Origin of the sequence: Corynebacterium vitaeruminis DSM 20294 (assembly GCF_000550805.1) — a bacterium.
GTDB classification, from domain to species: Bacteria; Actinomycetota; Actinomycetes; order Mycobacteriales; family Mycobacteriaceae; genus Corynebacterium; species Corynebacterium vitaeruminis.
Genome location: NZ_CP004353.1, coordinates 1555905 through 1572074, shown reverse-complemented (window position 1 = coordinate 1572074; position 16170 = coordinate 1555905). Strand labels below are relative to the sequence as shown.

The 16170-nt window shown below is 67.4% G+C and carries 13 protein-coding genes; 8 read left to right on the top strand and 5 right to left on the bottom strand.

Annotated elements, in window-relative coordinates:
* Positions 1-25: 25 nt before the first annotated feature.
* From B843_RS07205 to B843_RS07190, 4 genes are all read right to left on the bottom strand, one after another.
* A complete protein-coding gene (locus B843_RS07205; RefSeq protein WP_025252841.1) occupies positions 26-1069 on the bottom strand; it encodes an alpha/beta hydrolase in 1044 nt (347 codons plus the stop codon).
* A gap of 143 nt (positions 1070-1212) precedes the next feature.
* Entirely contained in the window at positions 1213-2328 is a 1116-nt protein-coding gene (locus B843_RS07200; RefSeq protein WP_025252840.1) for a quinone-dependent dihydroorotate dehydrogenase, read from the bottom strand.
* Positions 2329-2362: 34 nt separating this feature from the next.
* Positions 2363-3367, bottom strand: coding sequence for a hypothetical protein (locus tag B843_RS07195; protein WP_081751529.1), 1005 nt, complete (start codon positions 3365-3367; stop codon positions 2363-2365).
* Between the two features lie 190 nt (positions 3368-3557).
* Positions 3558-4463 (bottom strand): aldo/keto reductase, encoded by a 906-nt coding sequence (locus B843_RS07190; protein WP_025252838.1) that lies wholly within the window; start codon positions 4461-4463, stop codon positions 3558-3560.
* A gap of 30 nt (positions 4464-4493) precedes the next feature.
* Here B843_RS07190 and B843_RS07185 point away from each other — a divergent pair, with 30 nt between their 5' ends.
* The 5 genes from B843_RS07185 (at position 4494) to B843_RS07165 (ending at position 12928) form a co-directional block, all read left to right on the top strand.
* The gene (locus tag B843_RS07185; RefSeq protein WP_025252837.1) at positions 4494-5366 is read left to right on the top strand and encodes an undecaprenyl-diphosphate phosphatase; all 873 of its coding nucleotides are present in this window, start codon (positions 4494-4496) and stop codon (positions 5364-5366) included.
* A gap of 117 nt (positions 5367-5483) precedes the next feature.
* Complete coding sequence (gene mshC, locus B843_RS07180) at positions 5484-6737, top strand: cysteine--1-D-myo-inosityl 2-amino-2-deoxy-alpha-D-glucopyranoside ligase (RefSeq protein ID WP_025252836.1); 1254 nt, start codon at positions 5484-5486, stop codon at positions 6735-6737.
* A 19-nt stretch (positions 6738-6756) separates the two neighbouring features.
* Positions 6757-7179, top strand: a complete 423-nt coding sequence (locus tag B843_RS07175; protein ID WP_025252835.1) for a hypothetical protein — start codon at positions 6757-6759, stop codon at positions 7177-7179.
* 73 nt (positions 7180-7252) lie between these two features.
* A complete protein-coding gene (gene metH, locus B843_RS07170) occupies positions 7253-10852 on the top strand; it encodes a methionine synthase (RefSeq protein WP_025252834.1) in 3600 nt (1199 codons plus the stop codon).
* Positions 10853-10966: 114 nt separating this feature from the next.
* Positions 10967-12928, top strand: coding sequence for a heavy metal translocating P-type ATPase (locus B843_RS07165; RefSeq protein ID WP_081751527.1), 1962 nt, complete (start codon positions 10967-10969; stop codon positions 12926-12928).
* Positions 12929-12952: 24 nt separating this feature from the next.
* Here the strand turns inward: B843_RS07165 and B843_RS07160 are convergent, their stop codons facing one another.
* Positions 12953-13834: an ABC transporter substrate-binding protein gene (locus tag B843_RS07160; protein WP_025252832.1), complete on the bottom strand. Its 882-nt coding sequence runs from the start codon at positions 13832-13834 to the stop codon at positions 12953-12955.
* 271 nt (positions 13835-14105) lie between these two features.
* Between B843_RS07160 and B843_RS07155 the strand changes: the two genes are divergently transcribed.
* From B843_RS07155 to hisG, 3 genes are all read left to right on the top strand, one after another.
* A complete protein-coding gene (locus B843_RS07155; RefSeq protein ID WP_025252831.1) occupies positions 14106-14795 on the top strand; it encodes an HAD family hydrolase in 690 nt (229 codons plus the stop codon).
* Positions 14796-14817: 22 nt separating this feature from the next.
* The gene (locus B843_RS07150) at positions 14818-15081 is read left to right on the top strand and encodes a phosphoribosyl-ATP diphosphatase (RefSeq protein ID WP_025252830.1); all 264 of its coding nucleotides are present in this window, start codon (positions 14818-14820) and stop codon (positions 15079-15081) included.
* Between the two features lie 100 nt (positions 15082-15181).
* On the top strand, positions 15182-16027 hold the full coding sequence (gene hisG / locus B843_RS07145) for an ATP phosphoribosyltransferase (RefSeq protein WP_025252829.1): 846 nt from the start codon (positions 15182-15184) through the stop codon (positions 16025-16027).
* Positions 16028-16170 lie beyond the last annotated feature (143 nt).

Here is a 16170-nt window from a genome sequence, read left to right as displayed (position 1 = left end):
ATCGAGGGGCTTTCTTCGTTTCCGGTTAGGCGCCGATGGCCCAGCGGATCGTCTGATCCCAGCTGTCCTTCATCTCCTGGAAGAACAGCCCGAAGGAGTGGGCGCCCTCCGGGTAGAACTGGCGGTTAACGTCCACGCCAGCGCCGCGGGCGATGTTGGTGTACTGGTTGGTGCACTCGGTGGCCACCAGCTCCACCGCGCGCGGGCCCAGCCACATGCTGGGGTCATTGGTGCCGTCGATGGCGCCCGGGGTGCCAGAAGCCGAGGAGACGAAGACCTTCACGTCGCGGAGGCGCCCCGGGTTCGCGCCCGGGTCGTGGTCGGCCCACGAGGGCGAGCCGGGAAGCCCCCAAGCGTTGAAGGCCGAGCCGCCGCCCGCGACCATCATGCTGGAGCTCACGAGGCCGCCGAAGGCGCCGGAGCGGATCGGGCAGCCCGAGTAGGAGGCGGCCGCGGCGTAGCGCCACGGCGCGTGGGCGGCGATGTCGAGGGCCGCGGCTCCAGTGGAGGAAATGCCACCGATGGCGTCGCGCCCGGTGCCGTTGAAGGCCTGGTCGATAAGCGGAGGGAGCTCGGAGGTCATGTAGGTGTTCCACTTGTTGACCCCGAGGATGGGGTCGTTGAAGTCCCAGTCGGTGTAGAGCGAGTAGGGGCCGCCCAGGGGCATGACCACGTTGACGTTCTTGTCCAGGGCCCAGTTCTTGACGTCGGAATGTGACATCCAGTTCATGCCCGCCTGCCCGCCCTGAAGGCCGGGCAGCAGGTAGAGGGAGGGCCTCGGCCCGCCGTGGCCGGGGAGCAACACGTTGTTGGAGATCACCACGCGGTTGGCGGGAGACCAGACGTCGACGCGCCAATAATTGCCGTCTACCTGGTTCGACGAGACGATGTAGGGCGCGTCGCCCAGCCACGGCTGGGGGCTGGCGCTGCCCGGCAGGGAGCTCGAGGACTGCGCGACGGCGGGACCCGCACCGATGACGGAGGTTGCGATCGTGGCGGCGACGATGGCCGCACGAACCAGCCGCGAGGGGGTGCGGCGGGACTTGGGGGAAGAATTGAGGGGAGACATCAATGCAAACGTTAGCAGAGCGAAAAGCCCCTGTATAGAAATGGGGTTCAGAATCGTTTCTCAGTGTGCACTTAAACAAAAGCTAAAGAAAAACACCCCTCGGAGAGGGGTGTGGTTGGCCGCTTTAGCCGTCGACAAGCGAACTAGCCAAGCGTCCACGGCTTGCCGCAACCGACGGCCTCGGAGATGTTTCCGTAGCCGTAGGCGCGCAGCTGGGCGGCGATGCCCAGGTGGATGTCGCGGATCCAATCGGGGCCGCCGTAGATGAAATTAGTGTAGCCCTGCAGCAGGGTGGCACCGGCGGCGATACGCTCCCAGGCCTCCTGCGGCGTGGTGATGCCGCCGACGCCGACGAGGACGAGCTTGTCGCCTACGCGGTCGTAGAGGCGCTGGAGGACCTCGAGCGAACGGGCGGTGAGCGGCTTGCCGGAGATGCCGCCGGCGCCCATCGCCTCTACCGTGTGCTTATCGGTGGCAAGACCCTCGCGGGAGATGGTGGTGTTCGTGGCCACGATGCCCGCGATGCCCAGCTCGAGGGCGAGGTCGGCCACGGCGTCGACGTCCTCGTTGCTCAGATCCGGGGCGATCTTGACCAGCACCGGGGTCTTCGTGGACTCCTGCACCGCCTGGAGGATCGGGCGCAGGGACTCGACGGCCTGGAGGTCGCGCAGGCCCGGGGTGTTCGGCGAGGAGACGTTGACCACGAGGTAGTCGGCGAGGTCGCCGAGCAGTGAGGCGGAGCGGCGGTAGTCGTCGACGGCGCCCTCCGGCGGAACCACCTTGGTCTTGCCGATGTTGATGCCGATGACGTCTGTGCTCTTGCGGCGGCGGAGGTTCTCGGCGACCGCAGCGGCGCCGGAGTTGTTGAAGCCCATGCGGTTGAGGATCGCCTTGTCCGCGGGCAGGCGGAACAGCCGCGGGGTGGGGTTGCCCGGCTGCGGGGAGGCGGTGACAGTACCCAGCTCCGCGTAGCCGAAGCCGATGGCCGACCATGCGTCCGGCGCGCTGCCGTTCTTGTCGAAGCCGGCGGCCAAGCCCAGTGGGCGCGGGAAGACGGTGCCGAAGACCTCCTGCGAGAGGATCGGGTCGTTGACGGCGAGCACCTTGCCCACGGCGCGGTTCGCGGGGTACACCGCCTGGAGCAGGCCGATGCCCTGGCTGATGATGCCGTGGATGCGCTCCGGGGTGAGCGTGAACATGCCCTTGAGGGCGAGGTTGTAGGCCTTGGTGCGCAGCGGGTGCTGGGGGAGGGTGCTCATGGGTTCGGGATCCTTCGGGTAGTTGAGCGAGGGGTTAGACGCTGGGGATGACCTCGAGGCCGGCGCCGGTGGCGGAGGCGGCGACGATGGTGCCGTCGTCGAGGACGGTCATGTTGTGGACGTCCGCAACCGACTGGTAGCGGGTCTTCTCGTCGAGGTTGCCCTGGGAGGGGTCGTAGCCGACGATCTGATTCTCCTTCGTGGAGGCGATCCACGCGAGGGTGTTCTTGTGGTCCCAGGCCACGGCCCACGGGCTCTCCGGAACCGTCATCGTCTTCTGCAGGCGGATCACGTCGTCGGCGAAGTAGAGCCCGATCTGGTTGCCGATCGTGTCGGAGGCCAAGACCATGCCCTTTTCGGCCGGGGAGATCTGGCCCACGCCCTTGCCCATGCGGAGGATGGCGCCCTGCTTACCGTCGGCCCATTTCACATCCTGGATGATCGTGTACTTGCGGTTGATGCGCACGATCGCGTCGGGCTTGCCGTCGACGGGGACGGCGACCATCTCGTCGGTGGGATCCTCGACGGAGAAGTCCTTGGTCTCCTTGCCGTCCTTGATCACCACGACGGTGGCCTCGTCCTTCACGCCGGCGACAATCTCGCCGGACGTGGTCTGCACGGCCGTGGACAGGTTCCGGTCGGAGGAGACCTTGTTGTCCATGCTGGGGGCGTCCTTGTCGATGAGGTAGACCGCGTTCGGGCAGGCGAGCACGAAGGTGCTGCCCGTGGCGGTCATGTCGCCGCACTGCCCGTCGATGTCGAGGGTCGTGGCGGCCTTCGAGCGGAACTCCTCCAGGGTGCCAACCTGCAGCTTGCTGCCGGAGCGAAGTGCCAGCGTGTCGCCCGCGCGCTCCATGTCGCTAACCTGCGCGATGTCGGAATCGAGGGGGATTACCTCGCCCGCGGGGTTCGCGGAGGCGGGGGAGACGGCGGCGGTGGCGTCGCCCATCGTCGCGGTGTCGATGTCCGAGGACTTCTCGGCGGAGGTGCAGGCGCTCAGCGCCGCGGCGGAGACCGAACAGGCTGCGAGCAGGGACATAACGGCCCGGCGGCGGCTCTTTCGAGCCCCACGGGAGCGGAGTTCAGGGGCTGGTTTCACAAGGAGTCAATCTACCACCTCGCCCGGCGGGGATCCCCCTTGACGCAGCGGGGCCGAGCGCAGCGGCGCGAGAATCGCGGCCCCATCGATAGTTGGGGGAACTATCCCACCTTCGGCGGAGCACCCACGGCTACAAGGTCACGTCGTCGAGCGCGTGGGCGATCGCCCGGGGGAACGCCACCTCTTGGCTCGCGATGAGCTCCGCGCACTGCTGCACGGTGCGCGGGGTCGCCATGACCGCGGCAACCCCCGGCCGCGTTCGCGCCCAGGCCATCGCGGCGGTGGCCATCGAGATCCCCAGGCCCACGGCGGCCGTGCGCAGCGCCTCCACCACGGCGTCCGAGCCGTTGATGAGCCCGTGGATGTCGGCGTAGTCGGTGGGTTGGGCCCCGCGCGAGCCGACGGGGTAGCCGCCCGCCCGGTACTTTCCGCTCAGCACGCCCTGGCCCAGCGGCGCGCCCGCGATGAACCCCACGCCGAGGTGTTCGGCGGCCGGGATGAGTTCCGTCTCGGGCGCGCGCTCGAGCAGGTTGTACGCGCTGGTCGCGGCGGCTATGGCGGGGGAGGAGGTCACCGCCAGCTGCCAGCCGGTATAGCCGCGCAGGCAGCCGTAGCGCACCTTGCCCTGGAACTGCATCGCCTCGATGGCCGAGGAAACCTCGGACGGCGGGGTGTGCGCGTCCCAGTGCCCGACGTTCCACAGGTCGATGGCTTCGACCCCGAGCAGGTTCAGCGCCTCGTCGAGCGAGAGGTACAGCGCCCGGCGCGAGCAGTCGACGCGCCGCCCCAAGGGCGCGAGCAAGTCCACGCCACTAGTCACGGAGAGGACGAACTGGCCCCGGGGAAACTTGGCCAGGAGCTCGCCGGCCATCGGCAGCGCCTGGGGCGAGAGGTCGAGCAGGGTGCCGCCCGCGTCGGCGAAGGCCTTCAACACCCCCAGGGCCTCCGCGGCGTCGGTGCCGCGCCCCCAGGTGACCGTGCCCAGCCCCAGGGAGGAGATGCGGAGTCCGCTTGAACCTAATGTCGTTTCCTGCACGGTGTCCACTGTAGTAGTAGCGTATCCCGCGTGATTGATACCTCCATCCTGGCGCAGGCCGCCACCAGTTCCGACAACGTCACCTGGGCGCAGACCATCATCTTGTCCATCGTGCAGGGGCTCACCGAGTTTCTGCCCATCAGCTCCTCAGGACACCTCCGCATCGTCTCCGAGCTCCTGTGGGGCAAGGACGCCGGCGCCTCCTTCACCGCAGTCGTGCAGCTGGGCACCGAGGCGGCGGTCCTCGTGTACTTCGCGCGCGACATCTGGACCTTCTTCACCGGGTGGCTCGCGGGGCTTTTCAATAAGGACAAGCGCGGCTTCAACTACCGCATGGGCTGGATGGTCATCGTGGGCACCCTGCCGGTGGCGATCATCGGTTTCCTCGCCAAGGACATCATCCGCGAGGCGCTGCGCAACCTGTGGATCACGGCGAGCGTGCTCATCCTCTTCTCCTTCGTGTTCATCGCCGCGGAGAAGTGGGGCTCGAAGAAGCGCAACTTCAACGACCTGTCCATGCGCGACGCCATCTGGATGGGCCTGGCCCAGTGCCTCGCGCTCATCCCGGGCGTGTCCCGCTCCGGCGGCACGGTCTCCGCGGGCCTGTTCCTAGGCCTCGACCGCGAGGTGGCCACCCGCTTCAGCTTCCTCCTGGCCATCCCCGCGGTGCTCGCCTCCGGCCTGTTCTCCCTGCCCGATGCCTTTAGCCCCGAGGCGGGCCAGGCGGCCAGCGGCGCGCAGCTGTTCGTGGGCACGGCGATCGCCTTCGTGCTCGGCTACGCGTCCATAGCGTGGCTGCTGAAGTTCGTCTCCCACCACTCGTTTAGCTGGTTCGCGGCCTACCGCATCCCGGTGGGCCTCATCGTCATGGCGCTGCTCGGCTTCGGCGTCATGGCCGCTTAAGCTTTTCGCTTTCCGACGCCTACGGCTTCCGGCCCTCGTTCAACGAGGTACCCGGAGGCCGTTTTGCTATCCCGGCTGAATCGTCATCGGATTCGGGCACGGGTTAGAGTAGTGCTTATGCAATCTTGGCCCGTCCCAACCATTCCCGCCGTCGCCGGCACCCCGGTCGCGCTCAACCTGTACGACACCGCGGATCAGGTCATCAAGCCCGTGGAGGTCTCCGGCGAGGAGGTCGGGGTCTACGTCTGCGGCATCACGCCCTACGACTCCACCCACCTGGGCCACGCGGCCACCTACCTCACCTTCGACCTCATCCAGCGCCAGCTGATCGACAATGGTCTCAAGGTGCACTACGTGCAGAACATCACCGACGTCGACGACCCGCTGTTCGAGCGCGCCGAGCGCGACGGCGTGGACTGGCGCCAGCTGGGCACCAGCCAGATCAACCTCTTCCGCTCCGACATGGAGGCGCTCGGGGTCCTGCCCCCGCGCGACTACGTCGGCGCGATGGAGTCCGTGGACGAGGTCATCGAGATGGTGAGCTCGCTGCTGGACAAGGGTGCGGCCTACGTCGTCGACGACCCGGAGTACCCGGACATCTACGCCTCCATCACGGCCACCTCGCAGTTCGGTTACGAGTCGAATTACTCCCGCGCGCTCATGGAGGAGTTCTTCGCCGAGCGCGGCGGGGACCCGGATCGCGCGGGCAAGAAGGACCCGCTGGACGCGCTCATCTGGCGCGCTGCGCGGCCCGGCGAACCCAGGTGGGACGCCCCCTTCGGCGCGGGACGCCCCGGGTGGCACGTGGAGTGCTCGGCGATCGCCACCAACCGCCTGGGCTCCCACTTCGCCATCCAGGGCGGCGGCAGCGACCTCATCTTCCCGCACCACGAGTTCTCCGCCGCCCACGCAGAGGCCACCTACGGCAGCGAGCGCATGGCCGGGCACTACGTGCACACCGGCATGATCTCGCTCGACGGCGTGAAGATGAGCAAGTCGCTGGGCAACCTCGTGTTCGTCTCCAAGCTCACCGAGCAGGGCCACGACCCCTCGGCGATCCGACTGGGCGTCTACGCCGGGCACTACCGCAAGTCCCGCGACTGGTCCGACGAAGTGCTCGGCGCCGCCGAGGCCCGGCTCGCCGCCTGGGGCGCGGCCGCACGCGCGGACAGCCCCGTGGATGAGGCCGAGCTGCTCGTGCAGCAGGTCCGCTCCTGCCTGGCCAACGACCTCGACACGCCCAGGGCGTTGGCGCTCATCGACGCCTGGGCCGAAGGCGCCAGCGAGTACGTGGCGGGCGCGGCGCTCAGCGAGGCGGGCGCGGTCGTGGCCACCGCCGTGGACGCGCTTCTCGGTGTAAAAATCGCCTAGTTCGGGGACAATGGGGTGTATGACCGTGACTGAGACCCTGGCCGACAGGCTGCGTCCGCGCATCGACGAGACCTTTCAGTTCCTCACCGAGTTCGCCTCCGGAAGCTACGTCCACGGCGAAGATGACTCGTGGGACCCCACGATGGACGCGAGCCTGCTCCCGCAGGTGCGCGCGGCGTTCGAAAGGCTCCTCGGCGAGCTCGAGCGCGCCGCCGGGGCTGGCCCCGCCGATCCGGCGGACGCGTCCGGGGCGCTAGTCCTCGAGTTCTACCGGGAGATCGACGGCCTCAACGAGCAGGCTGGCGCCATTCCCGTCGTGGAGGACGAGGAGATGGCAGATCTCCTGGACATCCTGAAGGAAGCTCTCGCCGAGGTGGGGTTCGGTGCTGTAGACGTCGACAAGCTGCCGCAATGGCACGAGGCTGGAGAAGAGGATTCCTAGCGGGGCTGAATTTTATTCATGGCGGGTGCGGAAGTTCTCTGAATGCCTAGGGACGCACTAAGCTGTCTACTCGATGACTACCGCAACTGTTGAATTCAAATCCGCCTTTCTTGACGCGTTGAAGGAGCGCGTGCTCATCGGCGACGGCGCCATGGGTACCCAGCTGCAGGGGTTCGACCTCGACGTGGACAAGGATTTCCTGGGCCTCGAGGGATGCAACGAGATCCTCAACGACACCCGCCCCGACGTCGTGGCCTCCATCCACCGCGCGTACTTCGAGGCCGGCGCGGACCTCGTGGAGACGAACACCTTCGGTTGCAACCTGCCCAACCTCGGCGACTACGGCATCGCCGACCGCTGCCGCGAGCTGGCCTACAAGGGCGTGAAGATCGCCCGCGACGTCGCCGACGAGATGGGTCCGGGCCGCGACGGCATGCGGCGCTGGGTGCTTGGCTCGATGGGGCCGGGCACGAAGCTGCCCTCGCTCGGTCACGCCCCGTACACCGACCTCAAGGCCTACTACAAGGAGGCCGCGCTCGGCATGATCGAGGGCGGCGCGGACGGCATCCTCATCGAGACCGCGCAGGACCTCCTGCAGGTCAAGGCCGCGGTCCACGGCTGCCAGGAGGCCTTCGAGGAGCTGGGCGTGCGCCTGCCGATCGTCACCCACGTGACGGTGGAGACCACCGGCACGATGCTGCTCGGCTCCGAGATCGGCGCGGCGCTCACCGCACTCGAGCACCTCGGCATCGACATGATCGGCCTCAACTGCGCCACGGGCCCCGACGAGATGAGCGAGCACCTGCGCTACCTCTCCCAGAACGCCCACATCCCGGTCTCGGTCATGCCGAACGCTGGCCTGCCGGTGCTGGGCAAGAACGGCGCCGAGTACCCGCTGCACGCCCACGAGCTGGGCGTCGCGCTGCGCGGCTTCGTCCAGGATTACGGCCTCAGCATGGTCGGCGGCTGCTGCGGCACCACGCCGGAGCACATCTCCGCGGTGCGCGACGCGATCGTCGGCACGGCCGAGGAGCCCGCGGCGGTCCAGGCCGAGCGCCACCCGGCCGAGGACGACGCGGTGTCCTCCCTGTACTCCTCGGTGAACCTCACCCAGGACACCGGCATCACCATGATCGGCGAGCGCACCAACGCCAACGGCTCCAAGGCCTTCCGCGAGGCGATGCTTGCGGGCGATCTGGAGAAGTGCGTGGACATCGCCAAGCAGCAGACCCGCGACGGCGCGCACATGCTCGACCTCTGCGTCGACTACGTGGGCCGCGACGGCCGCGAGGACATGGCGAAGCTCGCCTCGCTGCTCGCCACCAGCTCCACGCTGCCCATCATGATCGACTCCACCGAGCCGGACGTGATCCAGGTGGGCCTCGAGCACCTGGGCGGCCGCTGCGCGGTCAACTCCGTCAACTTCGAGGACGGCGACGGCCCGAACTCCCGCTACCAGCGCATCATGCGCCTGGTCAAGCGCCACGGCGCGGCGGTCGTCGCGCTGACCATCGACGAGGAGGGCCAGGCCCGCACCGCGGACAAGAAGATCGAGATCGCCGAGCGGCTCATCAAGGACATCACTGAGACGTGGGGCCTCGACGAGTCCGACATCATCGTCGACTGCCTGACCTTCCCGATCTCCACCGGCCAGGAGGAGACCCGCCGCGACGGCATCGAGACGATCAACGCGATCCGCGAGCTGAAGAAGCGCCACCCGCGCGTGCACACCACGCTCGGTCTGTCCAACATCTCCTTCGGCCTTAACCCGGCCGCGCGCCAAGTCCTCAACTCGGTGTTCCTCAACGAGTGCATCGAGGCGGGCCTCGACTCGGCCATCGCCCACAGCTCCAAGATCGTGCCGATGAACCGCATCGACGAGGAGCAGCGCAAGGTCGCCCTCGACATGGTCTACGACCGCCGCACCGAGGACTACGACCCGCTGCAGACCTTCATGGCGCTGTTCGAGGGCGTGTCCGCGGCCTCGGCCAAGGACGCCCGCGCCGAGGCGCTGGCCGCCATGCCGCTACTCGAGCGCATCGCCCAGCGCGTTATCGACGGCGAGAAGAACGGCATCGAGGCTGACCTCGACGAGGCGATGAAGGAGAAGAGCCCGCTCGACATCGTCAACGACGACCTTCTCAACGGCATGAAGACCGTCGGCGACCTGTTCGGCTCCGGCCAGATGCAGCTGCCCTTCGTGCTGCAGTCCGCTGAGACGATGAAGGCGGCCGTGGCCTACCTCGAGCAGTTCATGGAGGCCTCCGACGACTCCGGCGGAAAGGGCACCATCGTCATCGCGACCGTCAAGGGCGACGTGCACGACATCGGCAAAAACCTCGTGGACATCATCATGTCCAACAACGGTTACAAGGTGGTCAACATCGGCATCAAGCAGCCGATCGCGAACATCCTGGAGGCCGCGAAGGAGAACAACGCAGACGCCATCGGCATGTCCGGACTTTTGGTGAAGTCCACCGTCATCATGAAGGAGAACCTTCAGGAGATGAACGAGCAGGGAATCACCGAGATCCCGGTCATCCTCGGCGGCGCTGCGCTCACCCGCGCCTACGTCGAGGACGACCTCACCGAGGTCTTCGAGGGCGAGGTTCACTACGCCAAGGACGCCTTCGAGTCGCTGCGGCTCATGGGCGAGTTCATGTCCGCCGCCCGCGGCGAGGGGCTCGACCCGCTCTCGCCGGAGGCCGTCGAGGAGGCGAAGAAGAAGCAGGAGCGCAAGGCGCGCCGCGAGCGTTCCAAGCGCATCGCCGCCGAGCGCAAGGCCGCCCAGGAGCCGGTGGAGGTTCCGGCCCGCAGCGCGGTGGCGGAGGACGTTCCCGTGGCGACCCCGCCGTTCTGGGGCACCCGCATCGTCAAGGGCCTCAACCTGAGCGACTTCCTGCCGCTGCTCGACGAGCGCGCCCTGTTCATGGGCCGCTGGGGGCTCAAGGCGACCCGCGGCGGCGACGGCCCGTCCTACGAGGAGCTCGTGGAGACCGACGGCCGCCCGCGCCTGCGCTACTGGCTCGATCGCCTGAAGTCCGAGGGCATCCTCGACCACGCGGCCGTGGTCTACGGCTACTTCCCGGCGGTCTCCGAGGGCGATGACGTCGTCATCCTCGACGAGCCGCGACCGGACGCCAAGGAGATCGCGCGCATCCACTTCCCGCGCCAGCAGCGCGGCAAGTTCCTGTGCATCGCCGACTTCGTCCGCTCCCGCGAGCTGGCGACCGAGACCGGCGACGTGGACGTGTTCCCGATGCAGCTGGTGACCATGGGCACGCCGATCGCGGACTTCGCCAACGAGCTGTTCGCCGAGAACAACTACCGCGACTACCTCGAGGTCCACGGCGTCGGCGTCCAGCTCACCGAGGCGCTGGCCGAGTACTGGCACGCCCGCGTCCGCGCCGAGCTCGCGCTCTCGGACGGCACCCACGCCGGCGACGAGGATTCACACGACAAGAACCGCTTCTTCGACCTCGACTACCGCGGCGCGCGCTACTCCTTCGGCTACGGCTCCTGCCCGAACCTCGAGGATCGCGCGACCCTGGTGAAGCTGCTCGAGCCCGAGCGCATCGGAGTCACCCTGTCCGAGGAGTTCCAGCTCCACCCGGAGCAGTCCACGGACGCCTTCGTGCTCTACCACCCGGAGGCGAAGTACTTCAACGTCTAGGTGCGCGTGCCTAGGTTAGGGGAGCTTATCGGTTACGATAGGCTCCCCTAGCTGCGTAAATGGCTAGCCTAAGCATGGGTGATAACCGGCCACGCTTAGACGACAATGGAAGTTATGAGCAGCGTTACTCAAGACCCTCACGTCAGCAATGCCGCCGCAGGCTCCCCGCCCAGCCGCGGTCTCAGAGAGTTCCTCACCTCGCAGGAGGGAGCCATCGCCACCGCGACGTTGATCGCGATCGCCCTGTACCTCCTCCTGCGCTACGCCTTTGGTCTCGAGGGCTGGGCCGCGAACTGGCCGCTGGTGGCCATGGTGGTCATCGGCGGTGTACCGCTGACCATCGACGTGATCAAGGGCGCGATCAAGGCGAAGGGCGGCGCCGACTTGCTCGCCGCCATCTCGATCATCGCCGCCGTCGTGATGGGCGAGTGGCTGGTCGCGGCCATCATCGTGCTCATGCTCTCCGGCGGCGAGGCGCTGGAGGAGGCCGCCTCCAAGCGGGCCTCCGCGACCCTCGACGCGCTGGCCAAGCGCAGCCCCACCGTGGCCCACCGCCTGCGGGGGACCACGCTGGCGGAGGGGACCGACGACGTTCACGCCGAAGAGATCGGCGTTGACGACCTGTGCGTCGTACTCCCGCACGAGCTGTGCCCGGTCGACGGCGAGGTCGTCGAGGGCCACGGTTCCATGGACGAGTCCTACCTCACCGGCGAGCCCTACGTCGTGCCCAAGTCCACCGGCTCGTCCGTCATCTCCGGCGCAATCAACGGTGAGGTCGCCCTGGTGATCCGCGCCCAGGCCGCGGCGAAGGACTCCCGCTACGCGAAGATCGTCGGCGTGCTGCGAGAGGCGGAAAACAACCGCCCGCCCATGCGGAGGATGGCCGACCGGCTGGGCGCCTGGTACACGCTCATCGCGCTGGCGCTGGGAATCCTGGGTTGGGTCGTCTCGGGGGAGCCGTCGAGGTTTCTCGCGGTGCTCGTCATCGCCACTCCGTGCCCGCTGCTCATCGGCGTGCCGGTGGCGATCATCGGCGCGATCTCGCTGGCCGCCAAGCGCGGGATCATCGTGAAGAACCCGGCCATGCTGGAGGACGTCGGCCGAGTGAAGATCGTCATGTTCGACAAGACGGGCACCCTGACCTACGGCCGCCCGTCGGTGACCAAGGTGGACACCCCGCAAGGCGCTCGATTCGGCGCGGACGAGGTTCTGCGGCTGTGCGCGGCCCTCGAAAAGTACTCCAAGCACCCGCTGGCCACCGCGATCGTCAACGAGGCCGAACGACGGGGGCTTGTCATCCCCGAGGTGCAGGAGATCTCCGAGCGCCCCGGCCAGGGGTTGGTGGGCACGGTGGCTGGCCACGGCCTGAGGGTCACCAACCGCAAGGGCTTGGCCGCGGTCGACCCGGGGTCGGTGCCGCTGCTGCCGCCCACGGCGACGGGCATGGAGTCCGTCGTGCTCATCGACGAGGCCTACGCCGCCACCCTCCAGTTCCGCGACGAGCCGCGGCTGTCCGCCTCCAGCTTCATCGAGCACCTGCCGCATAAGCACGGGGTGGAGGAGATGATGATCCTGTCCGGAGACCGCGAGTCGGAGGTGCGCCACCTCGCGGACAAGGTCGGCATCAAGACGGTCTATGGCGGCATGGCGCCGGAGGAGAAGCTGGAGATGGTGCGCGCCAAGACCAAGGAGGGGCCGACGCTCTTCCTCGGCGACGGCATCAACGACGCGCCCGCGATGACCGCGGCCTCGGCCGGCGTGGCCTTCGGGGCGACCTCGGATGTCACCAGCGAGGCCGCCGACGCGGTGGTGCTGGATTCCTCGCTGGAGCGCCTCGACGACCTGCTGCACATCGGCACGCGCATGCGGCGGATCGCGCTCCAGAGCGTCATCGGCGGCATGGGGCTATCGATCGCGGGCATGATCCTCGCGGTGTTCGGGCTGTTTACCCCGCTCATGGGTGCCATCGCGCAGGAGCTCATCGACGTGCTCGCCATCGCGAACGCGGCCCGGGTGGGAATCCACAACAAGGAGCTCTCCGACTTCGAGCCGGGGGCCGAGGATGAGATGCCGTAGGCGTCGACAAGCGAAAGTAAAAGGCTAGGAGTTCTTCTCCAGCCACTCCGCGGCGATGTCCGAGGCCGACTTCTGATCGTTGACCGACTCCGAGTTCATGGAGACGAGGTCATCGGTGGTGAGCTTCTCGCTCACGGTGTTGATCGCGTCGACGGCGCCGGAGTCTAGGTCCTTGGAGGCGATGGGCACGAGGTTGGAGGCCCTGAACATCGCCGCCGGGTCGTCGAGGACGACGAGGTCGTTCGACTTGATTGAGGGGTCCGCGGTGTAGACAAGCGCGAGCTGGACCGAGTTGTCCTTGAGCGCCTTGATCGTCAGCGGGCCGCCGCCGTCCTCGATCGGGGTGAAGCTGACGTCGAGGTCGTAGCTGGCCTTGAGGCCCTTCGGGCCGTTCGGGCGGCTTTCGAGCTCGGAGTTACCGCCGATGGTGATCGGGATATTGAGCGCCTTGAGGTCGGCCAGCGAGTGGACGTTGTACTTGTCCGCGAACTCGCGGGTGACCACGTAGGAGTCCTGGTCGGTGGCGGGGGACTGGTGGAGGATCTGTAGATTGCCCGGCGCGGCCTGGACGAGCGCGGCGTAAACGTCATCGGACTTGGTCATCGTGGAGTCCGGCTGCCAGTACTGAAGCAGCGGGCCGGTGTACTCCGGGAAGAGGTTGATGTTGCCGGATTCTACGTCGGACATGTAGACCTCGCGCTGGCCGATGCGGAAGTCGCGGTCCACGCTGAAGCCCTTCTCCTCGAGGGTCTGGGCGTAGATCTCCGCGACGATCTCGTTGGAGTAGTAGTCCTGCGAGCCGATCACGATCTTTGAGCTGCCCGAGCTAGCCGCGTCGGAGGAGCAGGCCGCAAGCCCCGTGGCGAGCAGGCCGGTGGCTGCGAGGATACCGAGTGTCTTCTTCATGAAAATTCCTATCGACTCATTCTGTGTGAGGGATTCCGCGCGCTGGGTGAGTCAGCTTGGTGCACGCCTTCCCGCGGGTCATCGTAGTGCCCACCCTACATAATTTCGGGCTGATGGCTTGCGGAAGTGGGCAGCGCCGGATGCGCACACGCCGTGGCGTGGGGCAATCCGTCCACGTCAATTCACTTCCTCGTCTTCCGCCCGCTGCTTTCGCTTTCCGACGCCTACGGCATTTCGCCTTCGGCCCCCTTCGAGCTCTATTCTTGAGGACATGCTGAAAGCGGTTATTTGGGACATGGACGGCACCCTCGTCGACTCCGAGCCCTTGTGGGGCGAGGCCACCTACGCCATGAGCGAGGCTCTGGGCAAGCGCTTCACCCTCGAGCAGCGGATGCAGACGGTGGGAACCAACTTCGACTTCACCTTCGAGCTCGCCGCCCGAAACGGCGGCCACGACCCCAAAGACCTCGACCGCGACTACTGGCGCAGCACGATGTACTCCACGGTCATGCGGCTCATGCGGGAGAAGCTCACGCTGCGCCCCGGCGTGCGCGAGCTGCTCACCGACCTGCACCGCCAGTCGGTCCCCATGGCGATCGCCACCAACACCGAGCGGCTGGTCGCCGAGGCGCCGTTCGAGGTGATCGGGGAGGAGCTGTTCGCCACCACCGTGTGCGGCAACGAGGTGCGCGCGCCCAAGCCCGCGCCCGACATGTACCTGAAGGCGGCGGGCATCATCGGCGCCGACCCCGACGAGTGCCTCGTCTTCGAGGACTCGATGGCGGGGATGACTGGGGCGGTGGCCGCCGGCTGCCGCGTGGTCGGGCTGCCCGACTCGTCGACGCTCGAGCTTCCCCGCTCGGTGACCGCCATGCGGGCCCTGCACGGCAGCATCGAGTTTTCGGGGGTGACCGCGCAGATGGTGCGCGACTGGTACGAGGTCGTGGGCGCCTCTGCATGAGGAATGTGACATACTATTAGGCGTGAAAAATTTTGACAGCCTCTTTGAAGAACTATTGGAGCGCGCCGAGAACCGACCAGAGGGTTCCGGCACGGTGAAGGCACTGGACTCGGGGCTGCATACTCTGGGCAAGAAGGTCGTCGAGGAGGCGGGCGAGGTGTGGCTCGCCGCCGAGTACCAGTCCGACGACGAGCTCGCGGAGGAGATCTCCCAGCTCATGTACTGGTGCCAGGTCATTATGGTCAAGCGCGGGCTGCGTCCCGAGGACGTCTACAAGTACCTCTAGGACCTCGTCTTTTAGGCCGTCGCCACGGGTGCGGGGTGCGGCCTTTTCGCGTGCGGTGCGCGCGGAGTCACTTCCACCACCAATGAAGGGTGCACGAAACATGCTGAAAATTGCCATCCCCAACAAGGGTTCCCTGTCCGAGGCGGCCGTCGAGATCCTCAAGGAGGCTGGCTACGCCGGCCGCGGGGAGTCGAAGCAGCTGCGCGTCATGGACACCGCCAACGACGTCGAGTTCTTCTTCCTGCGCCCGAAGGACATCGCCATCTACGTGGCGGGCGGCCAGCTGGACCTGGGCATCACCGGCCGCGACCTCGCTGCCGACTCCAAGGCCGACGTCGAGGAGGTCATGCCGCTGGGCTTCGGCGCCTCCACCTTCCGCTACGCCGCGCCGAACACGCAGACGTGGACCGTGGACATGCTTCAGGGCAAGCGCATCGCGACCTCCTACCCGAACCTCGTCCGCGCCGACCTCGAGGCGCGCGGTATCGACGCCAAGGTGATCCGCCTCGACGGCGCGGTGGAGATCTCCATCCGCCTAGGCGTGGCCGACGCCATCGCCGACGTCGTCTCCACCGGCCGCACCCTGCGCAAGCAGGGGCTGGAGACCTTCGGCGAGGTCATCTGCAACTCCGAGGCGATCGTGGTGGGCCGCAAGGGCGTGGAGGTCGACGACGAGCAGCGCGTCTTCCTGCGCCGCCTCGAGGGCATCCTGCACGCGCAGAACTACCTCATGCTCGATTACAACATCGACCGCGGTCAGCTCGAGGCCGCCGAGGCCATCACGCCGGGCATCTCCGGCCCCACAGTGTCGCCGCTGGCCAAGGAGAACTGGGTCGCGGTCCGCGCCATGGTCCCGCGCGAGCGCGCCAACCACATCATGGACGAGCTCGCCGCACTCGGCGCGCAGGCGATCCTCGCCTCCGAGATCCGCATCGCGCGCATCTAGCCCCGGTTGGCGGGCGGCGGAATTGAGCCGCGTAACGACCGACGTATGCCCCCGGCGTTTTCATTAAGGACGCGGCGGGGGCTTCGCCATTCCTGAAGGTAACGGCGCACGTCATGGAGGGAAGCGAGTGCCCGCACGGAGGT